Raw genomic sequence first — 23,092 nt, 5'->3', positions numbered from 1 at the left:
GTCTCTTTAACAGTTCCGTGTCAGATTTATTACAGTCCCGGCGAGACAGACTCCATTTTTTCAAAAATGGATGTCTCAGGCGTCCTTCCGCTTTATCGGACGGGCCGGATTTCCGACCACCGTCGCTCCGGCCAAGACATCCCGCGTCACCACCGAACCGGCGCCGACGATCGCGCCGTCGCCAACTGTTACTCCCGCCAAAAGTATCGCTCCGCCGCCGATCCACACGTCGCGACCGATCGTCACCGGTTTTGCCATTTCGATGCCTTTTGAACGCGGAACCGGGTCCAGATGGTGTTCGGCACAATAGATCTGCACTGCCGGCCCCAACATTGCGCCGTCCCCTATCCGCACTGGCGCAGAATCGAGAATGACGCAGCCGGTATTGAGATAGACATTTGTACCCAATGTAATGTTGAAGCCGTAAGCGCAATGAAACGACGCTTCGACAAATGCCCCTTCCGCCACCGAGGCAAAGAGCGCCCGCAGCAGCGGCGCCATGGCCCCGCGCTCGTCCGGCGACGCGGCATTGTGCTGGTGAACGGCCCGGCGGGCGCGTCCTCGCAGTACGTCCAGTTCGGCGTCCATGCAGCAGTACCATTCGCCCGCAGCCATTTTTTCCCGCTCGGTGGACATTGGCTTACCCTCCCTCAAAACGCGTCGATGAAATGCTGCGGCAGGCGTCGCGGCAGGACTGCGACAATATCGAAACGCAACGAAAACCGCGCGGCATCCCTGCGGCGGGAGAGCCAGAGATCGGCGGCGGCCCGGATGCGCTGTTGCGAACGAAATCCGACCGCGTCGACGGCGCCTTCACCGGAAGACCGCGCCTTGACCTCGATGATGGCGACGACATCCTTTTTGCGGGCGATGAGATCGATTTCCCCCAGCCGGGTGCGATAACGAATGGCGAGGATGCGGTATCCCCTGAACAGCAGATAGAGCGCTGCCCAATATTCCGCAGTGTGGCCGCGTCGCTCGGCCTTTCGTCTTTTGTTCGTTTGCCCGTCAGCGGCCATCCGCGTCCTTCATATCCAGCAGCCGTTGATAAAGCTCCTTGCGCGGCAGGCCGGTCAGCTTTGCCGCCTCGGCCGCGGCCTTCGCGGCAGGCATCGTTGTGACGAGATCCTTCAGGAGCCTCTCGACATCCTCGATATCGGGAATGTCGTCATAGGAAGGCGGCTCTATCAGGAGCACGATCTCGCCCTTCACCACGCGGTCCCCGTCGTAATAATCCGCAAGTTCGCCCAGCGTGCCACGCCGGAACTCCTCGAAGGTCTTGGTCAGCTCGCGGCAAACCACGGCACGGCGGTCGCGACCGAGCACTTCCGACGCCACCTTGAGGGAGGTGCCGATGCGGCGCGGCGATTCAAAAAAAATCAGGGTGGCGGGGATTTTCGCAAGTTCGGCAAAACGGTCGCGCTTGCCACGATCCTTCACCGGCAGGAAACCCGCGAACAGAAAGGCATCGCTCGGCAAACCCGCTCCGACAAGGGCTGCAAGCGGCGCCGAGGCCCCCGGCACCGGCACGACGCGATGCCCGGCCTCGAGCGCGAGCTGACCGAGACGATAACCGGGATCGGAGATCAGCGGCGTTCCGGCATCCGACACCAGCGCCACGGATTTCCCAGCCTCCAGGGCGGCGATGAGCTTCGGCCCCGCTTCCTGGGCATTATGCTCGTGATAGGAAAGCGGGCGCGTGCGGATACCGTAACGTTCGAGCAGGATGCGGGTGACGCGGGTATCCTCGCAGGCGAGAACATCGGCCGAGGCCAGCGTTTCCAGCGCGCGGATGGTGATGTCGCCCAGATTGCCGATGGGGGTGGCGACAAGATAAAGCGCCGGCTCCAGCGGCCGCGCCGGAATAGCGGCGGTGCCGATCCTGAAGCCCTTTGCTGCCGGTCTGTCATCGCTGTTCGATATTTCTTCCGTCACACGGCTTCCAATCATTCTGGCCGATCATTTCCGGCCGGTCGCTCCATTTTCGCCTCTTTATGGGCAATAGAAAACCGGCGAACAAGGTCCACGGGTGGCCATAGCCTGTGGATCATGCTGTATAGCAGCAAAATGACCGGTAGCCGATGAACTCGGCTCTTGCATTTTCTGCAATAACTCTGCCATTTTGCCCGTCCACATTATCCGGCTTTTTGGCCGGTCAAGACTCTTCTTTATCGATCCGGCGGTGGCCGGCTCGCAACGGTTGAAAGCGGTAGCGTCCATGCGTATTACTCTTGAACGGTCGAACCTTCTTAAATCGCTGAACCACGTCCACAGGGTCGTAGAGCGTCGCAACACGATCCCGATCCTGTCCAACGTTCTGCTTCGCGCATCCGGCGCCAATCTGGACATGAAGGCGACCGACCTCGATCTCGAAATCACCGAGGCGACACCGGCCATGGTGGAGCAGGCAGGCGCGACCACCGTGCCGGCACACCTGCTTTATGAAATCGTGCGCAAGCTGCCTGATGGTTCCGAAGTGCTTCTGGCAACCAACCCGGACGGCTCTTCGATGACGGTGGCCTCCGGCCGTTCGAAATTCTCGCTGCAATGCCTGCCGGAAACCGATTTCCCGGATCTGACCGCCGGCACCTTCAGCCACACCTTCAAACTGAAGGCGACCGACCTGAAGATGCTGATCGACCGGACGCAATTTGCGATTTCGACCGAAGAGACCCGTTATTACCTGAACGGCATCTTCTTCCACACCATTGAAAGCAATGGCGAGCTGAAGCTGCGCGCGGTCGCGACGGACGGTCACCGTCTGGCGCGCGCCGATGTGGATGCGCCCGCCGGCTCCGAAGGGATGCCGGGCATCATCATTCCGCGCAAGACGGTCGGCGAATTGCAGAAGCTGATGGATAATCCAGAACTGGAAGTTACCGTCGAGGTGTCGGATGCGAAAATCCGCCTGACCATCGGCTCGGTCGTTTTGACCTCGAAGCTGATCGACGGCACCTTCCCGGATTACCAGCGCGTGATCCCCACCGGCAACGACAAGGAAATGCGCGTCGATTGCCAGACATTCGCACGGGCCGTCGACCGCGTGTCGACCATTTCTTCCGAGCGCGGCCGCGCCGTGAAACTGGCGCTGACCAACGGCCAGTTGACGCTGACCGTCAACAATCCGGACTCAGGCAGCGCGACGGAAGAAGTGGCTGTCGGTTACGACAATGATTCGATGGAAATCGGCTTCAATGCCAAATATCTCCTCGACATCACCTCGCAGCTTTCCGGTGAAGACGCGATTTTCCTGCTGGCGGATGCAGGCTCGCCGACGCTCGTTCGCGACACTGCCGGCGACGATGCGCTTTATGTTTTGATGCCGATGCGCGTTTGAAGCGGGATTTTTCTCAATTTCATCAAGAAAGCCGGTGGATCGAGTCACCGGCTTTTTTGATTCTGCTAAGAAGGCATTTCAAACCGCAGGCGAATTTTTCCAGTTACGACATTTTGCCTTGTTTTTGCGCCAAATGGGATCAACATTGCGTAACAATTTTTTGACAATGACCAAATACATCTGAGGGGAATTATGGCACTTAACCTGAAGCAACGCCTTGAACAGAAGTTCGAGGAAGAAATTCGTTTTTTCAAGGGCATGGTCAGCCAGCCAAAAAAAGTCGGGGCTATCGTCCCCACATCGTCCATCACGGCGAAGAAAATGGCGAGTGTCATCAATCCCCATTCAGGTCTTCCCGTTCTCGAACTGGGCCCGGGGACGGGCGTCATCACCAAGGCCATTCTGGCGCGGGGCATCAAGCCCGAAAACCTGACCGCCATCGAATATTCGACCGACTTCTACAATCAGCTGCTCAGAAACTATCCGGGCGTCAACTTCATCAATGGCGACGCTTTCGATCTCGATGCGACGCTTGGCGAGCACAAGGGCCAGATGTTCGATAGTATCATCTCCGCCGTACCGATGCTGAATTTCCCCATGGCCGCCCGCATCAAGCTTTTCGACGAATTGCTGAAGCGCGTGCCACACGGCCGCCCTGTCATACAGATTTCCTACGGCCCCATTTCGCCCATCGTCGCGCAGCCGCATCTCTACCATATCCGCCATTTCGATTTCATCGTGCGCAACATTCCGCCGGCGCAATTGTGGACCTATACGCGGGCCTGATGTTCGGCAGTGCGGATGTCGTCATTTCCCGGTCGTGACAGATGGTTAGGGTCTTGATTTACCCTTTCCATCGCCATTGAGGACCGTTTTTCATGCATGCGCTCTATATCACCCATCCCCAGGTCAGGATCGATCCGGCGGTTCCGGTTCCTCAATGGGGACTTTCTGATGTGGGCGCGCAGCGGGCGCGTGAGGCGAGCCGCCTGCCCTGGGCCAAGGCGTTACGGCGGATCGTTTCAAGCGCGGAAACCAAGGCGATCGAAACCGCCCACATTCTTGCCGAAACATCCGGTGCGGAAGTAGAGATCGTCGAGGCAATGCACGAAAACGACCGGTCTGCCACGGGCTTCCTGACGCCGCCGGAATTCGAAAAGGCGGCGGACTGGTTCTTCGCACACCCGCAGGAAAGCTTTCACGGCTGGGAACGGGCGATCGATGCGCAGGCAAGGATCGTAGGGGCCGCCAAAGCCGTTCTCGACCGGCACGATCCGCAACAGCCGATCGCCTTTGTCGGCCATGGTGGCGTGGGTACGCTTTTGAAATGCCATATCGAAGGACTCGGTATCAACCGCAGCAGGGACCAGCCGCCCGGCGGCGGCAATCTTTTCCGGTTTTCCATCGCCGAATTTTTACTTGCGGCTCAGCGCCCCACATGCGACTGGACGGCAATGGAAACATGGCAGGGATGAGACAATGACCGCACGCGAAAAACTGATCGTCGGGCTGGATGTTCCGACTGTGCAGCAGGCTGAAGACATCGTGTCGAAAATCGGCGACGACGTTCTGTTCTACAAGATCGGTTATCAGCTGGTTTTCGCTGGCGGTCTTGAATTCGCCCGCGACCTTGTCCAGAGCGGCAAGAAGGTCTTTCTCGACATGAAGCTGCTCGACATCGACAACACCGTCGCCTCCGGCGTCGAAAACATTGCTCGCATGGGCATGTCGATGCTGACCCTGCACGCCTATCCCAAAGCCATGCGCGCCGCAGTCAAGGCAGCCGAAGGTTCCGGTCTCTGCCTGCTGGGCGTCACGGTGCTGACCTCGATGGACGACGCCGATCTTGCCGAGGCCGGTTACGCCTCCGATGCCCGTTCGCTGGTGCTGCGCCGTGCGGAACAGGCGCGCGAGGCGGGCATGGGCGGTATCGTCTGTTCTGCGGAGGAATCGACGGCGGTGCGTGAAATCCTTGGTCCCGATCTTGCCGTCGTCACCCCGGGTATCCGCCCGGCGGGTTCCGAGGCCGGCGATCAGAAGCGTGTGATGACGCCTTTCGACGCCATCAGGGCCGGTTCGAGCCACCTGGTCGTCGCCCGCCCGATCGTCAGGGCGGAAGACCCGAAAGCGGCTGCCCGCGCCATTCTTGATGACATGCTGCGCGCCAGCTTTCCGGCAAACCAATAAAGACTAATCGGAGGAAACGAAATGGCCAAGGGGTACTGGATCGCTCAGGTCGATGTCCGCGACAATGAGCGCTACAAAGACTACGTCACGACAGCGAAGCCTGCATTCGAACGCTTCGGCGCCAATTTTCTGGCCCGGGGAGGCTCGGTGACTGAACTGGAGGGCAAAGCACGCGGGCGCAACGTCGTTATCGAGTTTCCCTCGGTGCAGCACGCCATCGATTGCTACAACTCGCCCGAATACCAGGCTGCCGCCAAAATCCGTCAGGAAGTCGCGGATGCCAATATGATGATTGTAGAAGGTATTTGATCATCTTCAACGCGGTTTCCGGAACCGCGCCGTAAACTTGCCCGAAGCCCAACCACAACATCTCTTCACGCGCGCACGGCTTTGGGCTAAGAGACTGAAAAACGCTTAATTCACAGCTTCTGAGGAGCCTCCCATGACCTTGGCCAACCTTCCCCCCCTCGTCACCGTTTTCGGCGGTTCGGGTTTTGTCGGACGGCATGTCGTGAGAATGCTCGCCAGGCGCGGTTACCGCATCCGCGTGGCCGTGCGTCGCCCGGATCTCGCTGGCTTCCTCCAGCCGCTCGGCAATGTCGGCCAGATCTCGTTTGCCCAGGCGAACCTGCGTTATCGCGCTTCCGTCGTCAAAGCCGTCGAAGGTGCCGATCATGTGGTCAATTGCGTCGGCATCCTTACCGAAAGCGGCCGCAACACCTTTGACGCCGTGCAGGAATTCGGCGCGAAGGCGATTGCCGAAGCCGCCCGTGACGTCGGCGCCACACTGACACACATCTCCGCCATCGGTGCGGAGGCGAATTCGCCGACCGGTTACGGCCGCACCAAAGGCCGCGCCGAGGCCGCCATCCATTCCACATTGCCCGGCGCTGTGATCCTGCGCCCGTCGATCATTTTTGGGCCGGAAGACGATTTCTTCAACAAATTTGCCAAGATGGCCCGCAGCCTGCCGTTCCTGCCGTTGATCGGCGGCGGAAAAACGAAGTTCCAGCCGGTCTATGTCGAGGATGTCGCAGAAGCTGTGGCCCGCAGCGTCGATGGCAAGCTGAAGCCCGGCACGATCTATGAACTCGGCGGCCAGGACGTGATGACGTTCCGCGACTGTCTCGAGGCGGTTCTTGCCGCGACCTACCGTCAGCGTCCCTTCGTCAATCTGCCTTTTGGCGTCGCCTCAATGATCGGCAAGATCGCTTCGCTGGTGCCGCTGATTACGCCGCCATTGACGGTCGATCAGGTGACGATGCTGAAAAAGGACAATATCGTTTCCGCTGACGCAGAAAAGAATGGCCTGACGCTGGAAGGCATCGGCATCACACCCGTTCGCGTTGCCTCGGTCCTGCCATCCTACATGGTGCAGTATCGCCAGCACGGCCAGTTCGCCAATGCGGGAAAAGCGGCCTGAACCCATTTTTCTGGCCTTAACGATTTAAACGAAAGCGGGACCATTCCCGCTTTTTGTTTTTGCACAATCCAATTGCAACCAATCCGCTATTGGCACATTTTCCCTCAACTGAAAGGGAAGTGCGGCATCGACCGGGGCTGTTTTGGTAAGCCGGGTAAAATTTAACGGCAGTCTGGTCTCCATATGCAAGCGTGGCACAAGCGCAACTGTGGAAAAGACTTCGCATTAACCCGGTATTCAAGAAGCTGCTTTATTGATATTCGCCACATTCCAAACATATCCCGAACCCTCACTTCACACACGGCGGCATGTTCCGCGCGAACGAACGTCTGAAAGGCAATCATAAAATGGGCAGATCTATCGCACTCTTTTTTGCGTGTGCGGCTTTGGTGGTTCTGGCGGGTTCTTTCATGGCGCCGGGAACGGTTGCAGCGGGCAAGAGCGGCTGCGCTCCCGCCTACGGCGTCGACCCTTGCGCAACGGCTTCGATCAGCGCGAACTGATCAGCTTTCATAAGCTTCAAAGAAAAAGCGCCTCCGGTTTTCCGGGGCGCTTTTTTTTATTTTCAGTCCGGCCATCGAAAACGGGCGGCTATTTCTAAAACCGGCTCAGCCGAAGACCAGAAGCGCTACCAGACCGAGCGAGCCGATGACGATGCGCCACCAGGCGAAGGGTGCAAAGCCACGTCGCGAGACGAAGTCCAGCAGCGAGCGCACGACGAAAAGGCCGGAAACAAAAGCGGCAATGAAACCGACGGCGATCAGCGCGCCATCATCGAAGCTCAGCGCATCCCGGTTCTTGTAGAGATCGAGGGTAAAAGCGCCGAGCATGGTCGGCATCGCCAGGAAAAACGAGAATTCGGCGGCGGAGCGCTTGTCCGTGCCCATCAATAGCGCGCCGACAATGGTGGCGCCGGACCGGGAGGTGCCGGGAATCATAGCAAGGCACTGGAACAGGCCGATCTTGAAGGCAAGCGACGGCGGATAATCCATGATGTCGGTATATTTCGGTTTAAGCGGCATCCGGTCGACGGCGAGCAATATCACTCCGCCGACAATCAAGACGACGCAAATGAGCATCGGCGTTTCGAACAGCACCGTCTTGATAAAATCATGCGCCAGAGCGCCGATGACTGCCGCTGGCAGGAAGGCAACGGCGACGGCCAGCACGAAGCGGCGCGCTTTGGCGCTTGTCGGCATCGCCGTGGCGATCGATACAAGCTTTTGAAAATACACAAGAAGGATCGCAAGGATCGCGCCGAGCTGGATGAGCACGGCAAAGGTGTTGCCCGGCGATTTGAAGCCGAGGAAATGGCCGGCCAGCAGGACGTGCGCCGTTGAGGAAACGGGAATGAACTCCGTCAGACCCTCGATGATGCCCAGCAGAAGCGCGCTGATGATCGATTGGTCACCCATGAGGTATCCTTTTTTTCAGGGGGAAGCGGCAATGGAAAGCAATTGCGTTAAACTTGTTTTAAAGTAGCCAAGCTCTTATAGCGTCTTGATGAAGCGAAACTGAAAAAGTTTTCCGGCAAATGCCGATCATGACAACCAATCGTAAAAATTGAGTACCGATGCCAACTCTCTATCATTCTCCGATGTCGACCGCATCCCGGTTCGTTCGTCTGATCCTTTCGGAATACGGGTTCCAGACCGATCTCGTCGAGGAACAGCCGTGGGAAAGAAGGCGGGAGTTTCTGGCGCTGAACCCGGCGGGCACCCTGCCGGTCTATCTTGATGATAATATGCGATCCCTCAGCGGGCCCTACGTGCTTGCCGAGTTTCTCGACGAAACGCACGGGGTCTTGAAGCGCGACAGGCGCTTGCTGGCGGAAGACCCGTTTCAGCGGGCGGAAATCCGCCGCCTGACGGAATGGTTCCTGCAGAAGATGGAGAACGACGTGACCCGGCCGCTGGTGCGGGAACGGGTCTATAAATTGCAGATGACGGCCGCACAGGGTGGCGGACCGCCGGATTCCAAGCTTCTGCGTACTGCCCGCAATAATGTTCGTCAGCACATCAAATATCTGGAATGGCTAGCGGGTTCGCGCACCTGGCTTGCCGGCGACCGGCTGAGCTATGCCGACCTTGCCGCCGCCGCCGGTGTTTCGGTGCTGGACTATCTCGGCGAGATCAACTGGCTCGAAGCGCCCATCGCCAAGGAATGGTACCAGCGGCTGAAATCACGCCCGTCCTTCCGGCCGTTCCTCAGCGAGCGCATTCCGCGCCTTGCCCCCTCCTCCCACTACGCCGATCTGGATTTCTAAATTCCGGCCTCCCGGTTATTTGCTGCGGCGTGTAGCTACGCATATATATGTCGCAGAGTAACCCGCAGGAGAAACGACCATCGACGTTGCCAGCGACAAGCAGCGGATACGCGCGCGCAAACTGACGGACTTTGTTCGTCAGGAAGCGCTTTCGCTCGGCTTCGATCTCTGCCGCATCACCGCCCCGGACAGCATTCCGCTCGCGCCGGAGCGGTTGAGACAGTTTCTCGACAAGGGTTACCATGGCACGATGGCGTGGATGGAGGAAACGGAAGCCCGTCGCGCCGAGCCGAAAACGCTGTGGGGCGACGTGCGCTCCATCGTCATGTTCGGGTTGAACTACGGGCCTGAGGAAGACCCGCGCGGTATACTTTCCAAACCGGACAAGGCAGCCATTTCGGTCTATGCCCGCAATCGCGACTATCACGACGTCATCAAAGGACGGCTGAAGGAGATCGCCACCCGTTTTGCTGCTCGCGCCGGTGAGGATGTGAAGGTCTTCGTCGATACCGCGCCGGTGATGGAGAAGCCGCTCGCCGCCGCCGCAGGTCTCGGCTGGCAGGGCAAGCATACCAATCTGGTCAGCCGCACCCATGGCTCCTGGCTGTTCCTCGGCAGCATGTTCACCACCGCCGAACTCTGTCTGGACGAGGCGGAGAGGGACCATTGCGGTTCCTGCCGCGCCTGTCTCGATGCCTGTCCGACAGCCGCCTTCCCCGCCCCCTATCAGCTCGATGCGCGCCGCTGCATCTCCTACCTCACCATCGAGCACAAGGGCACGATCCCGCACGAGTTCCGGCCGATGATCGGCAACCGCATCTATGGCTGCGACGATTGTCTTGCCGCCTGCCCCTGGAACAAGTTCGCGGCCAGCGCCTCCGAGATGAAGTTGCAGGCGCGCGAGGATTTGCAGGAACCTTCCATCGCCTTCCTGCTGACGCTGGACGATGCTGCATTCCGCAGCTTCTTCAGCGGTTCACCGGTCAAGCGCATCGGGCGCAACCGGTTCATCCGCAATGTGCTGATCGCGGCGGGAAACTCTGGCGACCGGCAATTCGTGGAGCAATGCAAGTCGCTTGCTGAAAGAGACCCTTCGCCGGAGGTGCGCGGCATGGCCGCATGGGCGTTGTCGCGGCTTATGGACAGGGACGAATTCCGTACATACTCTGCCGGACGCGCACCGGAGCCTGATCCGGAAGCGGAAATGGAATGGCAACTGGCAGAGGCGTGAACCATGCATGTGATGATTTTCGGCGCGGGATATTCGGGCAAGGCCATTTCAAACGCGCTGAAAACCGAGGCCGCAACGATATCAGGCACCACGCGCAGTAAAGACAAGTTCGCAAGCCTTGCGGCGGCTGGCATGACGCCGTTGCTGTTCGATGGCGCCCATCTGAATAACGACCTCGTCGCCGCAATGGCCAATGTCACCCATCTCGTGCAATCCATCGCACCCGGCAAGGATGGCGACCCGCTGGTTGCGCTTCTGGGCGACGATCTGAAAAAGCACCTGCCCAACCTCAAATGGCTGGCCTATCTCTCCACCGTCGGCGTTTATGGCGACCATGACGGCGCATGGGTGGACGAGGAAACTCCGTGCCGCCCGGTCTCCGCCCGTTCGATGGAGCGGGTTGTCGCCGAAACCGCCTGGGCTGCGGCCGCTCAAAAGGCCGATCTGCCGCTTGCCATCATGCGTCTTTCCGGAATTTACGGCCCCGGACGCAATGCCTTCATGAATTTCGAGAAGGGCACTGCGCGAAGGCTGGTGAAGAAAGATCAGGTGTTCAACCGCATCCGGGTCGAGGATATCGGCGCGGCCCTTGCCTTCCTGGCAGGGAAAAACCAACACGGCATCTTCAATGTGACGGATGACGAGCCCGGCCCGCCGCAGGATGTGGTAAGCTTCGCCGCCACGCTGATGGGCGTCGAACCGCCGCCTGAACAGGCATTCGAGACCGCCGATCTGACGCCGATGGCCCGTTCCTTCTATGGTGAGAACAAGCGCGTTTCCAACGCCAAAATCCGTGGTCTCGGCTTCAATTTCAGGTTCCCGGAATATAAAATATCGCTGACCCAATTGTGGAAAAACGGTCTCTGGCGAGGCTGAGGAATCCCCTCACGGAAAGCGATGAAAAATCCTTCCAAACCCGGTTTTGCGGATGGTTTTCGTCGCATTTTAGCCAATTAAGATTTTATTAACCCAACAAAATTCGCTAAAATCGTAGTCATTAGAAAAATATTTCACTCACTTTTCGTGAAGTGGATTCACGAAGCCGTGACTTGCAATAGCATTCCCATTGAGCGTTGATTCTGCATTATTTTTCCTGAATTGTGACAGGAAGAGCCAGACGACGCATTTCCGGCTAATGATCACGAATATTACAGGCTGTAACACTTCGTGATTTGAGCTTAGCTTTTTTTCGCCATTTTTCCCTCGCCCTACAATCTCGCATCAAAAGGCGTTCAGGCCAGTTTATGGCCGTTTAGCAAGGGCACAATCAATCGGCGCGGGGCCGATTTTCAGGGAAGCACAGTTTGTTGAATATCCGTCGTATAACTTTCACCGCTGCAACTATAGCCGCCTGTTCGATCATCGCGCCTCTTCAGGCGAATGCGGCAAATGGTTGTGGAGGGGCATCGTGGTATGCGTTGACCTCCAAGACTGCTTCTGGCGAGCGCATGAACGCCGCCAACATGACCGCCGCTCACCGCTCGCTGCGGTTCGGCACCAAGGTCAAGGTAACGAACGCCCGCAACGGCAAGGCCGTGGTAGTGCGCATCAACGACCGCGGCCCGTTCATCAAGGGTCGCGTTCTCGATCTCTCCAAGGCGGCCGCAAAGAACATCGGTATGATCAATTCCGGCACCGCCAAGGTTTGCTACGAGATCGTCAGCGCCGATTGAGCCTTGCCCTTGCCGCCATTCGCGTCTACCAACCGGCTTATCAGCAAAATGAGGTAGACAATGCGTTTAGGCGGGCGTTTGGCCGGAGCAATCGAAGTATTGGCGGATATTGAGGGACGCAGGCGTCCCGTTGCCGATGCCTTGAAGGACTGGGGACTTGCGCACCGTTTTGCCGGATCCGGTGATAGGGCCGCGATCGGCAACATCGTCTACGACGCACTGCGCATGAAACTGTCGCACGCCTGGCTGATGGATGACGACAGCGCCGCCTCGCTTGGCTATGCCGTGTTGCTGCGGCAATGGGGCAAAAACTTTTCGGGATTGGCGGCTGAATTCGACGGCGACAAGTTTGCCCCCGCCGCGCCCGACGAAGAAAGGCAACAGGCCTTTCTTTCCCGTTCTCTCTCCGATGCACCAGCCCATATTCAGGGCGACATTCCCGACTGGGTTCAATCCTCTTTCGAGACGGCGTTTGGAGAGGGCTGGCTTGCCGAGGCACAGGCGCTGAACCAGCGCCCGACACTTGATCTGCGCGCCAACACACTGAAAGCCACCCGCGACAAGGTGCTAAAGGCGCTGGCGGAGAGCGGTGCGGAAGCCACGCATATCGCCCGTCAGGGTGTACGCATCCCCGCCGGCGAAGGTGCCTCCCGCCTGCCGAACGTGACCGCCGAACTGTCTTTCCAGAAAGGCTGGTTCGAAGTGCAGGACGAGGGATCGCAGATCGTCGCCGATCTTGCCGGCGCGCATGAGGGCGAACAGATCCTCGACTATTGCGCCGGTGGTGGCGGCAAGACGCTGGCCATGGCCGCCAGCATGAACAACAAAGGTCAGGTCCACGCCTTCGACGCCGATCGCAAGCGGCTCGCGCCGATCATCGAGCGGCTGAAGCGGGCTGGCACCCGCAATGTGCAGGTTCATGACCGCGCAGCCGGGCTTGTCCCATTCCATGAAAAATTCGACCGCGTTCTGGTGGATGCACCCTGCACCGGCACGGGCACATGGCGCCGGCGCCCCGACACCAAATGGCGGCTGACGACACGCAATCTGGAAGAACGCGTGCAGCAGCAAGGCGAAGCGCTGTCGCAAGCCAAGGGTTTCGTGCGCCCGGGCGGCGAGCTGCTTTATGTCACCTGTTCGGTTCTGCCCGAAGAAAACGAACAGCAGGTCAGGCGCTTCTGCGAGGAAAATCCGCAATTCTACATCGGCTCGGCACTGGAACGCTGGCAGACGACTTTTGGCGGCAATGCGAACAAACCGCATTCCTCCGACGGAAAGACTGTGACGCTGACGCCTGCAACCACAGATACGGATGGTTTCTTCTTCTGCGTGATGAAACGCAAAGCCTGAAACAGGTTTTGCACGCGCTGATTTTACTTGGAAAATGCCGCACAGCTTGTTTCAAAGCATTCTAAACTAGAATGTTTGACACAAGTTTGTGATTGGGTCAGAACTCGCTTGCCGCAGCGTGAAGTAATTTCATGCCTGCCCAAGGAGAGGGATCATGATCCGCAAAACAATTCTCAGCGCGTCTTTCGCGCTTCTGGCCGCATCGGCGGCTTTCATAGCGCTTCCCGCCCGCGCCGCGACCGACGCCGCCGCTGTCGTCAAGCATTATGCCGATGTCGCGCATGCGAAATACGAGGATTCGCTCACCACGGCGAAGACGCTGGACAAGGCGATCGATGCCCTGATCGCAACGCCGGGCGCAGAAACGCTGAAGGCCGCACGCGAAGCCTGGATCAAGGCGCGCGTTCCCTACCAGCAGTCCGAAGTCTACCGTTTCGGCAACCCTGTGGTCGACGCATGGGAAGGCAAGGTCAACGCCTGGCCGCTGGATGAAGGCCTGATCGATTATGTCGACGGTTCCTACGGCACCGAAAGCGACGAGAACGAGCTGTATGTCGCAAACATCATCGCCAATCCGAAGATCAAGATCAGCGGCGAAGAGGTAGATGCCTCGAAGATCACGCCCGAACTGATCGAAAGCCTGCACGAGGCTGGTGATGTCGAAGCCAATGTGACGACCGGTTATCACGCCCTCGAGTTCCTGCTCTGGGGTCAGGACCTGAACGGCACCGGACCCGGCGCGGGCAACCGCCCCTATACCGACTATGACAAGAAAAGCTGCACGAACGGCAATTGCGACCGCCGCGCCGACTACCTGAAATCCGCCTCCACCCTGCTGATCAAGGATCTTCAGGAAATGGTGGACGCCTGGGCGCCGGAAGGCGAAGCCGCAAAAACCGTGGAAGCCGATCCGAAAGCGGGTCTCACGGCCATTCTCACCGGCATGGGCTCGCTCTCCTATGGCGAGTTGGCGGGCGAACGCATGAAGCTCGGCCTTCTGCTGCACGATCCGGAAGAGGAGCATGATTGCTTCTCCGACAACACCTATAATTCGCATCTTAACGACGCCATCGGCATCGCTTCGGCCTATACCGGCGAATATACCCGCGTGGACGGCACGAAGATGACCGGCGCCTCGCTGTCGGCACTGGTGGGCGCCAAGGACAAGGCACTGAACGACGAGATGACGGCGAAGCTGAACAAGACGCTCGACGCCATGCATGCGATGGAAAAGCGCGCACAGACCGTCGAGGCCTACGACCAGATGATCGGCGAAGGCAACAAGGAAGGCAACGCCGTGGTTCAGGCAGCCATCGACGGCCTCCTCGACCAGACGAAAACCGTCGAACGTGTCATCGCGGCGCTCGATCTCGGCAAGATCGAGCTTGAAGGTTCCGACAGCCTCGACAATCCGAACACTGTCTTCAAGTAGGCAGCGGACGGGCCGCAACCCGTTGCGGCCCGTTACTCCCATGCAGTTTTTGCCGCCGTCGATCAGCAAGCCGTTCTTCTTCGCCGGGGCAGCCTGCCTTGTGGCATCGATGACGCTTGCCGCGCCGCTTCGTGACGATCTGACGGAGAAAGACCGCAGGCGCGTTGACACCGTGACCGCGCCGACGACGGATTTTACCCGGCCGGAACCCTTCGAAGCGATGTCCGCCGGGGCAACGACCAGCACCAATAAACCCGACAGCGGCGCGTTTTCGCATCCTTCCGCCACGATGACGTTCGAGCGGAAACAGGATTTCAAGCTCGGCAACGCGCTGTTCCAGAAGCTCTGGGTGTCTTCCCCCTCCTCCACACAGGCCTCGGACGGGCTGGGGCCGCTCTATAACGCCCGATCCTGCCAGACCTGCCATGTGAAGGACGGTAGAGGCCGTCCGCCGCGTGCCGGAGAAGATGCCGTCTCGATGTTTCTGCGGCTGGCCCGACCGGCCCACAGTGAGGCGGAACGGGCGGCGATTGCGCGCCATGAGGTGCTGAATTTTCCCGACGAGACCTATGGCAGGCAGCTTCAGAACCTTGCCATTCCCGGCCTCGCGGCAGAGGGTAAGCCTCTCGTCACCTATGCCGAAAAGCCCGTGCGGCTGGCCGATGGCGAGGTGGTGATGCTGCGCAAGCCCGACTACGCCGTGGCGGACCTGCAATATGGCCCGCTAGGCGCCGATACGACATTGTCGGCACGCGTCGCCATGCCCACCCTCGGGCTTGGGCTGATCGAGGCCATTGCCGAGGCCGACATCCTGGCCGGCGCAGATCCGGACGACAAAAATAGCGATGGTATTTCCGGTCGTCCGGCCTTTGTGCGGGATCACCGGACCGGCGAGGTGAAACTCGGGCGGTTTGGCTGGAAAGCCCAGAATGCCAGCGTGCGCGATCAAAGCGCCGGCGCCTTTTCCCACGATATCGGCATCTCCACGCCGGAGGCTCCAAACGCCTCTGGCGATTGCACCGATGTCCAGAAGGACTGTCTTGCCATGCCGACCGGCGTGCAGCCGCGGCTAGGGCCAGTGGAAGCCCCCGACCCCATTCTCGATCTCGTGACATTCTACACCGAGAACCTCGCAGTGCCACAGCGTCGCAATGTGGGTGATCCCGCCGTTTTGCAGGGGAAGCAGCTTTTCTACGCATCCGGCTGCGCATCCTGCCATATACCGAAATTCGTCACTCGCCGTGACGACGCCGACCCCATGCATTCTTTCCAGCTGATTTGGCCCTATTCCGATTTTCTACTGCACGACATGGGCGAGGCGCTTGCGGACGGCCAGCAAGTAGGCGAAGCAAGCGGACGCGAGTGGCGAACCCAGCCGCTCTGGGGTATCGGCCTGACGCAAAGCGTGAACGGCAACGGTTTCTACCTGCATGACGGGCGGGCGCGCAGCCCGACAGAAGCGATATTATGGCACAGCGGCGAAGGCGAGAGCGCGCGCGACGCCTTTGCCGCCTTGCAAAAATCCGACCGGCAGGCTTTGCTGGCTTTTCTGGAGTCCCTTTGATGAAAAATGCCATGCGAAAAATCTCCGGCCTTATCTCCGTGCTGCTGTTTTTGACCATGCAGCCCGCCATGGCGCAGGACGTGGAACTGATGCCGCCGCCGCCGCTCGACCCGGTGCAGGTGCGGGGCGTGATGGAAAAAGCCGTGAACGGTTTCATCCGTCCCGGCTATGATCGTTTCCGGCGATCAGCCGACAGGCTGGAAGACAGCATGAAGGCTTTCTGCGCCGCCCCTTCCAAAACGACGAATGAGATGGCCAAGGCAGCTTTTGCCGATACGGTCTCAAACTGGTCGACCATCGAGATCGTGCGCGTTGGCCCGGTGATCGAACATAACCGTTTCGAACGCGTGCTCTATTACCCCGACAAGAAGGGTCTCGGCCTGAAGCAGGTACAGCGCTATCTTGCGGAAAAAGATGAAAGCGTCACCAGCGCCGACAGCCTGAAGGGCAAGAGTGTCGCTGCGCAGGGCCTTGGCGCACTGGAATTCGTACTCTACGGCACCGGCGCGGATGAGTTGCTCGACAAAAAAGGCGATTTCCGTTGCCGCTACGGCGCAGCGATTGCCGGCAATATCGCCAATGTGGCGGCGGAGCTTTCGGAGAGCTGGAACGCACCTGATGGCGCGCAGAAAAACTGGACGCAGCCCGGAGCGGACAATCCCGTATTTCGCGATGAACGCGAGGCGTTGGTCGCCCTGCTCGGCATTCTCGTGCACGGCTCCGAAGCGATCCGCGACCAGCGTATCGAGACCTTCTACAAGGGGCCGGACAAGGCCAGATTTCCCCGCACGGCCATCTACTGGCGGTCCGGCCTGACCTGGAAGAGCATTGCCGAAAACATCAAGGCCGTTCAGACCTTGCTGCACACGGCGGATATGGTGGAACTCGTGCCGCCCGACCAGCGTTCCATCGTCAACTCCATCGACTTCATTGCCAAATCGATGATCCGCATTGCCGGAACGATCGATACCAACGTGGAAAAAGCGCTTGATGACAATCAGCAGCGCGCCAAGGTCGATTATCTGCTGCTCAACGGCAAGGACCTGATCTACCGCCTCAACGACCAGTATGGCGGCGCGATCGGCCTCAGTTCCGGCTTTTCCTTCGCTGACGGAGACTGAGCCGGTGATATCAGGCAAAAAGCCGATGCTGATAGACCGGCGCAGCTTCATCAAGGCGGCGGGAATTCCCTTTCTCGCAGCGCTTGCCCCCGGCTCGCTGTATGCGCTCGAACGCGCCGATGCCGTTTTCGCTTCCGCCTTCCGGGCCCGTGACGGGTCCTACGGCATCGCAACGGTAAGCGAACGCGGCGAGATCATCGACCGCGTCGCCCTGCCGTCCCGTGCCCATGGAATGGCGACGAGCCATGCGACGGGCATGACGGTGGCCTTCGCGCGCAGGCCCGGCACCTTCTTCATGGCCTTCGACCCGGCGCGGCGTCGCGAGCCTATCGTCATGCACACGCCGGAAAACCGCCACTTCTACGGCCACGGGCAATTTTCCCCCGACGGCGCGATCCTCTATGCCAGCGAAAACGACTTCGACGGCAATCGCGGCGTTATCGGGCTCTATGATGCCCACAACGGATTTGTCCGCATCGGCGAATACGACGCTCACGGTGTCGGCACCCATGACATGACGGTGAGCGATGACGGGCGGCTGATCGTGATCGCCAATGGCGGCATCGAGACACACCCGGATTTCGGCCGTACCAAACTCAATATCGACAACATGCAGCCGTCGCTCGTGCTTCTTGATGCTGCCAGCGGCCAGTTGATCCAGAAACATGCGATGCCGGAGCAGCTGCGTCAGCTTTCCACCCGCCATGTCGACCTCGGTGATGACGGACGCGTCTGGTTCGCCTGCCAATATGAGGGGCCGCGCAACGATCTTCCGCCGCTTGTCGGCCATTTCTCGAAGGGCGAGGACCTGGCCTTCGTCTATCTGCCGGAGGAAACGACGGTGCGGCTTGCCAATTATGTCGGGGCCATCGCCGTTAACCGACGCGACGGACTGGTCGGCCTGACCTCGCCCAACGGCAACGCAGCCGTGACACTGGACGCGAAAACCGGGCGCGTCGTATCGGAGACGACGGTGCGTGAGGCAGCGGGCGTCGCCCCTGCCGAGAGCGGCATTGCGGTTTCTTCCTATGACGGATTTTTCGAGACCGTTCGCAGCGAGGTGGCATGGGATCAGCACATCGTGCGCATCTCCGGCTAAAATACTGAAAAGGCACGGGAACAAAAGCACGGCCGGTGCATTGGATGCGTCATGAAAAACCTTGCCGTGTACATTATTTTCGTGGTTGCAGTCGTTGCCATTGGAGCGCTGATCGGCGTCAACAACGTGCCCGGCGAATGGTATCAATCGCTGCAGAAACCATTCTTCAACCCGCCCAACTGGATATTCGGCCCGGTCTGGACAACGCTTTACGTGATGATCGGCATCGCCGGCGCGCGGACATGGATCCGCAAACTGATGGGGACGCGCATGCGTCTCTGGTTCACGCAGATGGTGCTGAATTTCCTGTGGTCGCCGATCTTTTTCGGCATGCAAAGCCCGACAGGCGGGCTTGTCATCATCATTCCGATGTTCATCTGCATCGTCGCTTTCATCACGCTCACCTACAGCCGTGACAGGATATCGATGTGGCTATTCGCGCCCTATGCCGTCTGGGTCGCCTTCGCCACCGTGCTGAACGCGAGTATCGTCTTGCTGAACTAAATTTTGCCCGAGCAATCCTTGCCTTGCCCGTCGCCACAGGCCATGTCAGTTTGCGATGGGGACTTAATGCAGGCAGGTAGACCATGGAGATCACGGATCCCGGCGATTTTCGTCAGCGGATAGAAAGAAGCTTTGCGCGGCAGGGTGTCGTGCAGGCAATCGATGCGCAGATCAGCCGTATCGAACATCGGCTGGTGGAAATCGAGCTGCCGTTTCATGAAAAGCTGACGCAGCAGCACGGTATCTTGCATGCGGGCGTCATTGCCGCCGGTCTGGACACCGCCTGCACCTATGCCGCCTATACGATTATCGAGCCGGAAGCCTCGCTGCTGACCATCGAGTTCAAGGTCAACCTCATGTCACCCGGACGCGGCGAACGCTTCCTGTTTCGTGGCGAAATCATCAAGCCGGGCAACAACCTGATTGTGGCAGACGGCCGCGCCTATGCGCTTTCGGATGGGCCGGCGAAACTGATCGCCTCCATGACGGGCACGATGATGGTGGTGAAGGGCCGCGAGGATATTACCGAATGAGCTACCGGCTTTTACATGTTGCCGACAAATCCGTTCTTTTCGTCATGGCGGCTTCCGCCGAATACGGCCCGCATCTCCAGGCGCGCATTGCGCCCTTGATGACCGGCGTCGGCCCGGTCGAGGCGGCGATTTCGGTCACGGCCGTTCTTGCCGGTCTCGATGCGGCAGACCATCTGCCTGACCTCGTCGTTTCGCTCGGCTCCGCCGGATCGCGGACATTGGAGCAAACGGGCGTCTATCAAGCGATCTCGGTTTCCTATCGCGATATGAATGCTTCCGCCTTCGGTTTCGAAAAGGGCCGTACGCCGTTTCTCGATCTACCCGCCGAGGTGGCCTTGCCATTGCGCATACCCGGTCTTGCCGAGGCGCGACTTTCCACCGGCGCCAACGTCATCTCGGGCGAGGCCTATGGGCTGATCGACGCAGATATGGTGGAAATGGAAACCTATGCCGTGCTCAGGGCTTGCCAGCGCTTCGGCGTGCCGCTCGTCGGCCTGCGCGGTATTTCCGATGGCAAGGCCGATGTAAACCATGTGGACGACTGGACGGAATATCTGCACATCATCGATGAAAAGCTCGCAGATGCCGTCGACCGGCTTTGCCACGCCATCGAAGACGGTGCGATCTCCCTTTGAAACCTTGCGATTTTCGCGATTTTCTGCTGTTTGACGCCCGCTTCCGGGTTGCCTAAAGCCGCCATTTTCTTTAAAGGCTCGCCATGACCCAGATAGCCCATCCCGACAGCATTCTCATCATCGATTTCGGCAGCCAGGTGACGCAGCTGATTGCGCGCCGCATCCGCGAGGCCGGGGTCTACTGCGAAATCCATCCGTTCCAGAATGCCGCAGAGGCGTTTGAGAAGCTTCAGCCCAAGGGCGTGATCTTCTCCGGCGGCCCCGCGTCGGTGACGGCTGAAGGAAGCCCGCGCGCGCCGCAGGCGGTGTTCGACAGCAAGGTTCCGATCCTCGGCATCTGCTACGGCCAGCAGACGCTCTGCACCCAGCTCGGCGGCGTTGTCGAGGGTGGTCATGCGGCGGAATTCGGCCGCGCCAACATCGACATCAAAAAGGCAAGCCCACTTTTCGAAGGCTTCTGGGAACAGGGCGAGAGCTATCCCGTCTGGATGAGCCACGGCGACCGCGTGACGAAACTGCCGGAAGGTTTCGAGGTCATCGCGACCTCCGAGAACGCGCCTTTCGCCATCGCCGCAGACGAGACGCGCCATTATTACACCACCATGTTCCACCCGGAAGTGGTGCATACGCCTGACGGCGGCAAGCTGCTTTCCAATTTCGTGCACAAGATCGTCGGTCTGAAATCCGACTGGACGATGGCGGCCTATCGCGCCGAGATGATCCGCAAGATCCGCGATCAGGTCGGCACCGGCCGCGTGCTCTGCGCATTGTCCGGCGGTGTCGACTCCTCGGTTGCGGCGATCCTCATCCATGAGGCGATCGGCGACCAGCTGACCTGCGTTTACGTGGACCACGGCTTGATGCGGCTTGGCGAAAGCGAGCAGGTCGTCGGCATGTTCCGCGATCATTACAACATTCCGCTGGTACATGTGGATGCCGCAGACATGTTCCTCGGGGAACTGGCGGGCGTTTCCGACCCGGAAGCGAAGCGCAAGACCATTGGCCGCCTGTTCATCGAAGTCTTCGAAGCCGAAGCGGCGAAGATTGCCGCAGATGGCAAGGGCGCTCCGAAATTCCTGGCACAGGGCACGCTTTACCCTGACGTCATCGAAAGCGTTTCCTTCTCCGGCGGCCCCTCCGTCACCATCAAGAGCCACCACAATGTCGGCGGTCTTCCCGAGCGCATGAACATGAAGCTGGTGGAGCCGCTGCGTGAGCTTTTCAAGGACGAGGTGCGTGCGCTTGGCCGCGAACTCGGCCTGCCGGAAAGCTTCATCGGCCGCCACCCCTTCCCCGGTCCGGGTCTGGCGATCCGCTGCCCCGGCGCGGTCACCCGCGAGAAGCTCGATATTCTGCGCAAGGCCGATGCGGTCTATCTCGACGAAATCCGCAAGGCCGGTCTTTACGACACCATCTGGCAGGCCTTCGCCGTGCTGCTGCCGGTGCAGACGGTTGGCGTGATGGGCGACTACCGCACCTATGACTTCGTCTGCGCGCTACGCGCCGTGACCTCCGTGGACGGCATGACGGCGGATTTCTATCCCTACGACATGAATTTCCTCGGCCGCGCGGCAACCCGCATCATCAACGAAGTCCGCGGCATCAACCGTGTCGTCTATGATGTTACGAGCAAGCCGCCCGGCACGATCGAGTGGGAATAAAACGGAGGCGGAGCAATTCCGCCTTTTGTTCTTCTTTTGTTCTTTATTTCGTCGCCGCACGATGATAGTTTCCCGGCCTTGGCATAAGGCTGTGGAGCATCGTCATGGGTTGCGAGTTGACGGATGGAGGAGCTTTAAGGCAGCTCTATTTTGATGGGCTGGAGCCGCAGAAAATACGGCGCTTCAGTCCGCGATTTCTCAGCAAGCTGTTGCTGGTCTTGAAGCCGCCGCCGACCCTCGCGGCGAGAATTTTTGCCGATGCATCACACCACGCGGAAGGACGCACGCTGCGTGAGGCCTATCCCGCAGAGCTTCTGCATATAACGCTGATGTGTATCGGATGTTTCGATACCGTCCCTCACGGCCTGACAAATAGGCTGAAGGCGGCATTGGGGGAAGTCAGGGCACGGCCCGTTCCGATCACGCTGGATGCAAGCTCGCTTTTCGGCAATCGAAACAGCCTGGTGCTGCGAAGCAGCCGTGACATGCCGGAGATGAGCGCTCTGGTGAAGATGTTGCAGCGCGCGCTTTGGCGGGCAAATCTTCCCTATATTGCGGCATCGTCTTTCACGCCGCACATCACCATGATTTACGGCTGCGGGAAGATAGAGCCGATGCCGGAAGGAAAACCCTATAGCTGGCTGGCTGGCAATTTTGAGCTGATTTTCAGCCACAATGGCGAAACACGGCACGAGTCACTTGGACGCTTCGCGCTTTCGGCGAAAGCCGATCGCTACGAGCCGCTCGAAAGCCAGATACCTTTACCGGAAAAAGTGATCGGCCCAAAAAAACGGTCCAATCGAAAGCTGGCGGTACGGTAACGCCACCAGAGCCCATGCACGAGCGAGGCAGTATCGCCTCGCTGCAAACGATAACCAGCTTAGAGCTGGACCTTGTCGAAAGCCTTGCCGTCGATGCCAAGGGCTTCGAGGTCGGCGCGGGCCGGCTTGCGATGCGCGCGAACAGCGGCCGAAACCGACAGTGCTGCACCGAGAACGGCGAAAGTTTCGCCGAAGAAGTTACGCGATGTCTTTGCAACCTGACGCATTTTTCTCTCCATATTTGATAGCCAAATA

Annotated in this window: 25 protein-coding genes; 20 read left to right on the top strand and 5 right to left on the bottom strand. The window is 59.3% G+C overall.

All coding sequences use genetic code 11. The features are described from left to right. Positions 1 to 75: 75 nt before the first annotated feature. Genes RS75_RS05825 through rsmI form a run of 3 tightly spaced genes read right to left on the bottom strand, consistent with a single transcriptional unit; the run spans position 76 to position 1,950 of the window. Positions 76 to 636, bottom strand: a complete 561-nt coding sequence (locus RS75_RS05825) for a sugar O-acetyltransferase (protein WP_045018293.1) — start codon at positions 634 to 636, stop codon at positions 76 to 78. 14 nt (positions 637 to 650) lie between these two features. Then, positions 651 to 1,019 carry a YraN family protein gene (locus RS75_RS05820; RefSeq protein ID WP_045018292.1) on the bottom strand — a complete coding sequence of 123 codons (369 nt, stop codon included), beginning with the start codon at positions 1,017 to 1,019 and terminating at the stop codon, positions 651 to 653. Then, entirely contained in the window at positions 1,009 to 1,950 is a 942-nt protein-coding gene (rsmI, locus tag RS75_RS05815) for a 16S rRNA (cytidine(1402)-2'-O)-methyltransferase (protein ID WP_045018291.1), read from the bottom strand. The genes RS75_RS05820 and rsmI overlap by 11 nt, the downstream gene beginning before the upstream one ends. Positions 1,951 to 2,218: 268 nt before the next feature. Here rsmI and dnaN point away from each other — a divergent pair, with 268 nt between their 5' ends. The 6 genes from dnaN (at position 2,219) to RS75_RS05785 (ending at position 6,947) form a co-directional block, all read left to right on the top strand. Beyond that, positions 2,219 to 3,337, top strand: coding sequence for a DNA polymerase III subunit beta (dnaN, locus tag RS75_RS05810; protein ID WP_045018289.1), 1,119 nt, complete (start codon positions 2,219 to 2,221; stop codon positions 3,335 to 3,337). 192 nt (positions 3,338 to 3,529) lie between these two features. Beyond that, positions 3,530 to 4,123 carry a phospholipid N-methyltransferase PmtA gene (pmtA, locus tag RS75_RS05805; protein WP_045018287.1) on the top strand — a complete coding sequence of 198 codons (594 nt, stop codon included), beginning with the start codon at positions 3,530 to 3,532 and terminating at the stop codon, positions 4,121 to 4,123. Between the two features lie 92 nt (positions 4,124 to 4,215). Continuing rightward, positions 4,216 to 4,812: a histidine phosphatase family protein gene (locus RS75_RS05800; protein WP_045018285.1), complete on the top strand. Its 597-nt coding sequence runs from the start codon at positions 4,216 to 4,218 to the stop codon at positions 4,810 to 4,812. 4 nt (positions 4,813 to 4,816) lie between these two features. Beyond that, a complete protein-coding gene (gene pyrF / locus RS75_RS05795; RefSeq protein ID WP_045018283.1) occupies positions 4,817 to 5,524 on the top strand; it encodes an orotidine-5'-phosphate decarboxylase in 708 nt (235 codons plus the stop codon). Positions 5,525 to 5,545: 21 nt separating this feature from the next. Then, positions 5,546 to 5,833 carry a DUF1330 domain-containing protein gene (locus tag RS75_RS05790; RefSeq protein ID WP_045018281.1) on the top strand — a complete coding sequence of 96 codons (288 nt, stop codon included), beginning with the start codon at positions 5,546 to 5,548 and terminating at the stop codon, positions 5,831 to 5,833. 133 nt (positions 5,834 to 5,966) lie between these two features. After that, positions 5,967 to 6,947: a complex I NDUFA9 subunit family protein gene (locus tag RS75_RS05785; RefSeq protein ID WP_045018279.1), complete on the top strand. Its 981-nt coding sequence runs from the start codon at positions 5,967 to 5,969 to the stop codon at positions 6,945 to 6,947. Between the two features lie 608 nt (positions 6,948 to 7,555). On the opposite strand, the gene RS75_RS05780 is transcribed toward RS75_RS05785, so the two are convergent. Continuing rightward, entirely contained in the window at positions 7,556 to 8,362 is an 807-nt protein-coding gene (locus RS75_RS05780) for an undecaprenyl-diphosphate phosphatase (protein ID WP_045018276.1), read from the bottom strand. A gap of 158 nt (positions 8,363 to 8,520) precedes the next feature. Here RS75_RS05780 and RS75_RS05775 point away from each other — a divergent pair, with 158 nt between their 5' ends. From RS75_RS05775 to RS75_RS05710, 14 genes are all read left to right on the top strand, one after another. Further along, positions 8,521 to 9,213, top strand: coding sequence for a glutathione S-transferase family protein (locus RS75_RS05775; RefSeq protein ID WP_045018274.1), 693 nt, complete (start codon positions 8,521 to 8,523; stop codon positions 9,211 to 9,213). Positions 9,214 to 9,292: 79 nt separating this feature from the next. Then, a complete protein-coding gene (gene queG / locus RS75_RS05770) occupies positions 9,293 to 10,444 on the top strand; it encodes a tRNA epoxyqueuosine(34) reductase QueG (protein WP_045018272.1) in 1,152 nt (383 codons plus the stop codon). Positions 10,445 to 10,447: 3 nt separating this feature from the next. Further along, complete coding sequence (locus RS75_RS05765) at positions 10,448 to 11,320, top strand: SDR family oxidoreductase (protein ID WP_045018270.1); 873 nt, start codon at positions 10,448 to 10,450, stop codon at positions 11,318 to 11,320. Positions 11,321 to 11,748: 428 nt separating this feature from the next. Further along, positions 11,749 to 12,117 carry a septal ring lytic transglycosylase RlpA family protein gene (locus RS75_RS05760; protein WP_045018268.1) on the top strand — a complete coding sequence of 123 codons (369 nt, stop codon included), beginning with the start codon at positions 11,749 to 11,751 and terminating at the stop codon, positions 12,115 to 12,117. Between the two features lie 60 nt (positions 12,118 to 12,177). Then, entirely contained in the window at positions 12,178 to 13,467 is a 1,290-nt protein-coding gene (locus tag RS75_RS05755) for an RsmB/NOP family class I SAM-dependent RNA methyltransferase (RefSeq protein ID WP_045018266.1), read from the top strand. Positions 13,468 to 13,621: 154 nt separating this feature from the next. Further along, on the top strand, positions 13,622 to 14,899 hold the full coding sequence (locus RS75_RS05750; RefSeq protein ID WP_045018264.1) for an imelysin family protein: 1,278 nt from the start codon (positions 13,622 to 13,624) through the stop codon (positions 14,897 to 14,899). A 40-nt stretch (positions 14,900 to 14,939) separates the two neighbouring features. Beyond that, on the top strand, positions 14,940 to 16,463 hold the full coding sequence (locus tag RS75_RS05745) for a di-heme oxidoreductase family protein (RefSeq protein WP_045018261.1): 1,524 nt from the start codon (positions 14,940 to 14,942) through the stop codon (positions 16,461 to 16,463). Then, positions 16,463 to 17,584 (top strand): imelysin family protein, encoded by a 1,122-nt coding sequence (locus tag RS75_RS05740; protein WP_045018260.1) that lies wholly within the window; start codon positions 16,463 to 16,465, stop codon positions 17,582 to 17,584. The genes RS75_RS05745 and RS75_RS05740 overlap by 1 nt, the downstream gene beginning before the upstream one ends. A 4-nt stretch (positions 17,585 to 17,588) precedes the next feature. Then, positions 17,589 to 18,683: a DUF1513 domain-containing protein gene (locus RS75_RS05735; RefSeq protein WP_045018258.1), complete on the top strand. Its 1,095-nt coding sequence runs from the start codon at positions 17,589 to 17,591 to the stop codon at positions 18,681 to 18,683. A gap of 51 nt (positions 18,684 to 18,734) precedes the next feature. Further along, positions 18,735 to 19,187: a TspO/MBR family protein gene (locus RS75_RS05730; RefSeq protein WP_045018252.1), complete on the top strand. Its 453-nt coding sequence runs from the start codon at positions 18,735 to 18,737 to the stop codon at positions 19,185 to 19,187. An 83-nt stretch (positions 19,188 to 19,270) separates the two neighbouring features. Continuing rightward, the gene (locus RS75_RS05725; protein WP_045018249.1) at positions 19,271 to 19,720 is read left to right on the top strand and encodes a PaaI family thioesterase; all 450 of its coding nucleotides are present in this window, start codon (positions 19,271 to 19,273) and stop codon (positions 19,718 to 19,720) included. Beyond that, positions 19,717 to 20,355 carry a 5'-methylthioadenosine/S-adenosylhomocysteine nucleosidase gene (locus tag RS75_RS05720; protein ID WP_045018248.1) on the top strand — a complete coding sequence of 213 codons (639 nt, stop codon included), beginning with the start codon at positions 19,717 to 19,719 and terminating at the stop codon, positions 20,353 to 20,355. The genes RS75_RS05725 and RS75_RS05720 overlap by 4 nt, the downstream gene beginning before the upstream one ends. 83 nt (positions 20,356 to 20,438) lie before the next feature. After that, entirely contained in the window at positions 20,439 to 22,016 is a 1,578-nt protein-coding gene (guaA, locus tag RS75_RS05715) for a glutamine-hydrolyzing GMP synthase (protein WP_045018245.1), read from the top strand. 104 nt (positions 22,017 to 22,120) lie between these two features. Further along, positions 22,121 to 22,837, top strand: coding sequence for a 2'-5' RNA ligase family protein (locus tag RS75_RS05710; RefSeq protein ID WP_045018243.1), 717 nt, complete (start codon positions 22,121 to 22,123; stop codon positions 22,835 to 22,837). Positions 22,838 to 22,896: 59 nt separating this feature from the next. Here RS75_RS05710 and RS75_RS26845 read toward each other — a convergent pair whose 3' ends face one another. Continuing rightward, a complete protein-coding gene (locus RS75_RS26845) occupies positions 22,897 to 23,064 on the bottom strand; it encodes a hypothetical protein (protein WP_003503889.1) in 168 nt (55 codons plus the stop codon). Between the last annotated feature and the right edge of the window lie 28 nt (positions 23,065 to 23,092).

Origin of the sequence: Rhizobium nepotum 39/7 (assembly GCF_000949865.1) — a bacterium.
GTDB classification, from domain to species: domain Bacteria; phylum Pseudomonadota; class Alphaproteobacteria; order Rhizobiales; family Rhizobiaceae; genus Agrobacterium; species Agrobacterium nepotum.
Note: the sequence above shows the minus strand (reverse complement) of the source record. Positions and strands in the feature narration are given on the sequence as shown.

Excerpts from the sequence above, each read along its gene's own strand:
- guaA (WP_045018245.1), top strand. The coding sequence starts at position 20,439 with ATGACCCAGATAGCCCATCCCGACAGCATTCTCATCATCGATTTCGGC.
- RS75_RS05710 (WP_045018243.1), top strand. The coding sequence starts at position 22,121 with ATGGGTTGCGAGTTGACGGATGGAGGAGCTTTAAGGCAGCTCTATTTT.
- RS75_RS05785 (WP_045018279.1), top strand. The coding sequence starts at position 5,967 with ATGACCTTGGCCAACCTTCCCCCCCTCGTCACCGTTTTCGGCGGTTCG.
- RS75_RS05725 (WP_045018249.1), top strand. The coding sequence starts at position 19,271 with ATGGAGATCACGGATCCCGGCGATTTTCGTCAGCGGATAGAAAGAAGC.
- RS75_RS05740 (WP_045018260.1), top strand. The coding sequence starts at position 16,463 with ATGAAAAATGCCATGCGAAAAATCTCCGGCCTTATCTCCGTGCTGCTG.
- pmtA (WP_045018287.1), top strand. The coding sequence starts at position 3,530 with ATGGCACTTAACCTGAAGCAACGCCTTGAACAGAAGTTCGAGGAAGAA.
- RS75_RS05775 (WP_045018274.1), top strand. The coding sequence starts at position 8,521 with ATGCCAACTCTCTATCATTCTCCGATGTCGACCGCATCCCGGTTCGTT.
- RS75_RS05780 (WP_045018276.1), bottom strand. The coding sequence starts at position 8,362 with ATGGGTGACCAATCGATCATCAGCGCGCTTCTGCTGGGCATCATCGAG.
- RS75_RS05820 (WP_045018292.1), bottom strand. The coding sequence starts at position 1,019 with ATGGCCGCTGACGGGCAAACGAACAAAAGACGAAAGGCCGAGCGACGC.
- RS75_RS05765 (WP_045018270.1), top strand. The coding sequence starts at position 10,448 with ATGCATGTGATGATTTTCGGCGCGGGATATTCGGGCAAGGCCATTTCA.
- pyrF (WP_045018283.1), top strand. The coding sequence starts at position 4,817 with ATGACCGCACGCGAAAAACTGATCGTCGGGCTGGATGTTCCGACTGTG.
- RS75_RS05800 (WP_045018285.1), top strand. The coding sequence starts at position 4,216 with ATGCATGCGCTCTATATCACCCATCCCCAGGTCAGGATCGATCCGGCG.
- RS75_RS05750 (WP_045018264.1), top strand. The coding sequence starts at position 13,622 with ATGATCCGCAAAACAATTCTCAGCGCGTCTTTCGCGCTTCTGGCCGCA.
- rsmI (WP_045018291.1), bottom strand. The coding sequence starts at position 1,950 with ATGATTGGAAGCCGTGTGACGGAAGAAATATCGAACAGCGATGACAGA.
- RS75_RS05730 (WP_045018252.1), top strand. The coding sequence starts at position 18,735 with ATGAAAAACCTTGCCGTGTACATTATTTTCGTGGTTGCAGTCGTTGCC.
- RS75_RS05825 (WP_045018293.1), bottom strand. The coding sequence starts at position 636 with ATGTCCACCGAGCGGGAAAAAATGGCTGCGGGCGAATGGTACTGCTGC.
- RS75_RS26845 (WP_003503889.1), bottom strand. The coding sequence starts at position 23,064 with ATGCGTCAGGTTGCAAAGACATCGCGTAACTTCTTCGGCGAAACTTTC.
- RS75_RS05720 (WP_045018248.1), top strand. The coding sequence starts at position 19,717 with ATGAGCTACCGGCTTTTACATGTTGCCGACAAATCCGTTCTTTTCGTC.
- dnaN (WP_045018289.1), top strand. The coding sequence starts at position 2,219 with ATGCGTATTACTCTTGAACGGTCGAACCTTCTTAAATCGCTGAACCAC.
- RS75_RS05755 (WP_045018266.1), top strand. The coding sequence starts at position 12,178 with ATGCGTTTAGGCGGGCGTTTGGCCGGAGCAATCGAAGTATTGGCGGAT.
- RS75_RS05745 (WP_045018261.1), top strand. The coding sequence starts at position 14,940 with ATGCAGTTTTTGCCGCCGTCGATCAGCAAGCCGTTCTTCTTCGCCGGG.
- RS75_RS05790 (WP_045018281.1), top strand. The coding sequence starts at position 5,546 with ATGGCCAAGGGGTACTGGATCGCTCAGGTCGATGTCCGCGACAATGAG.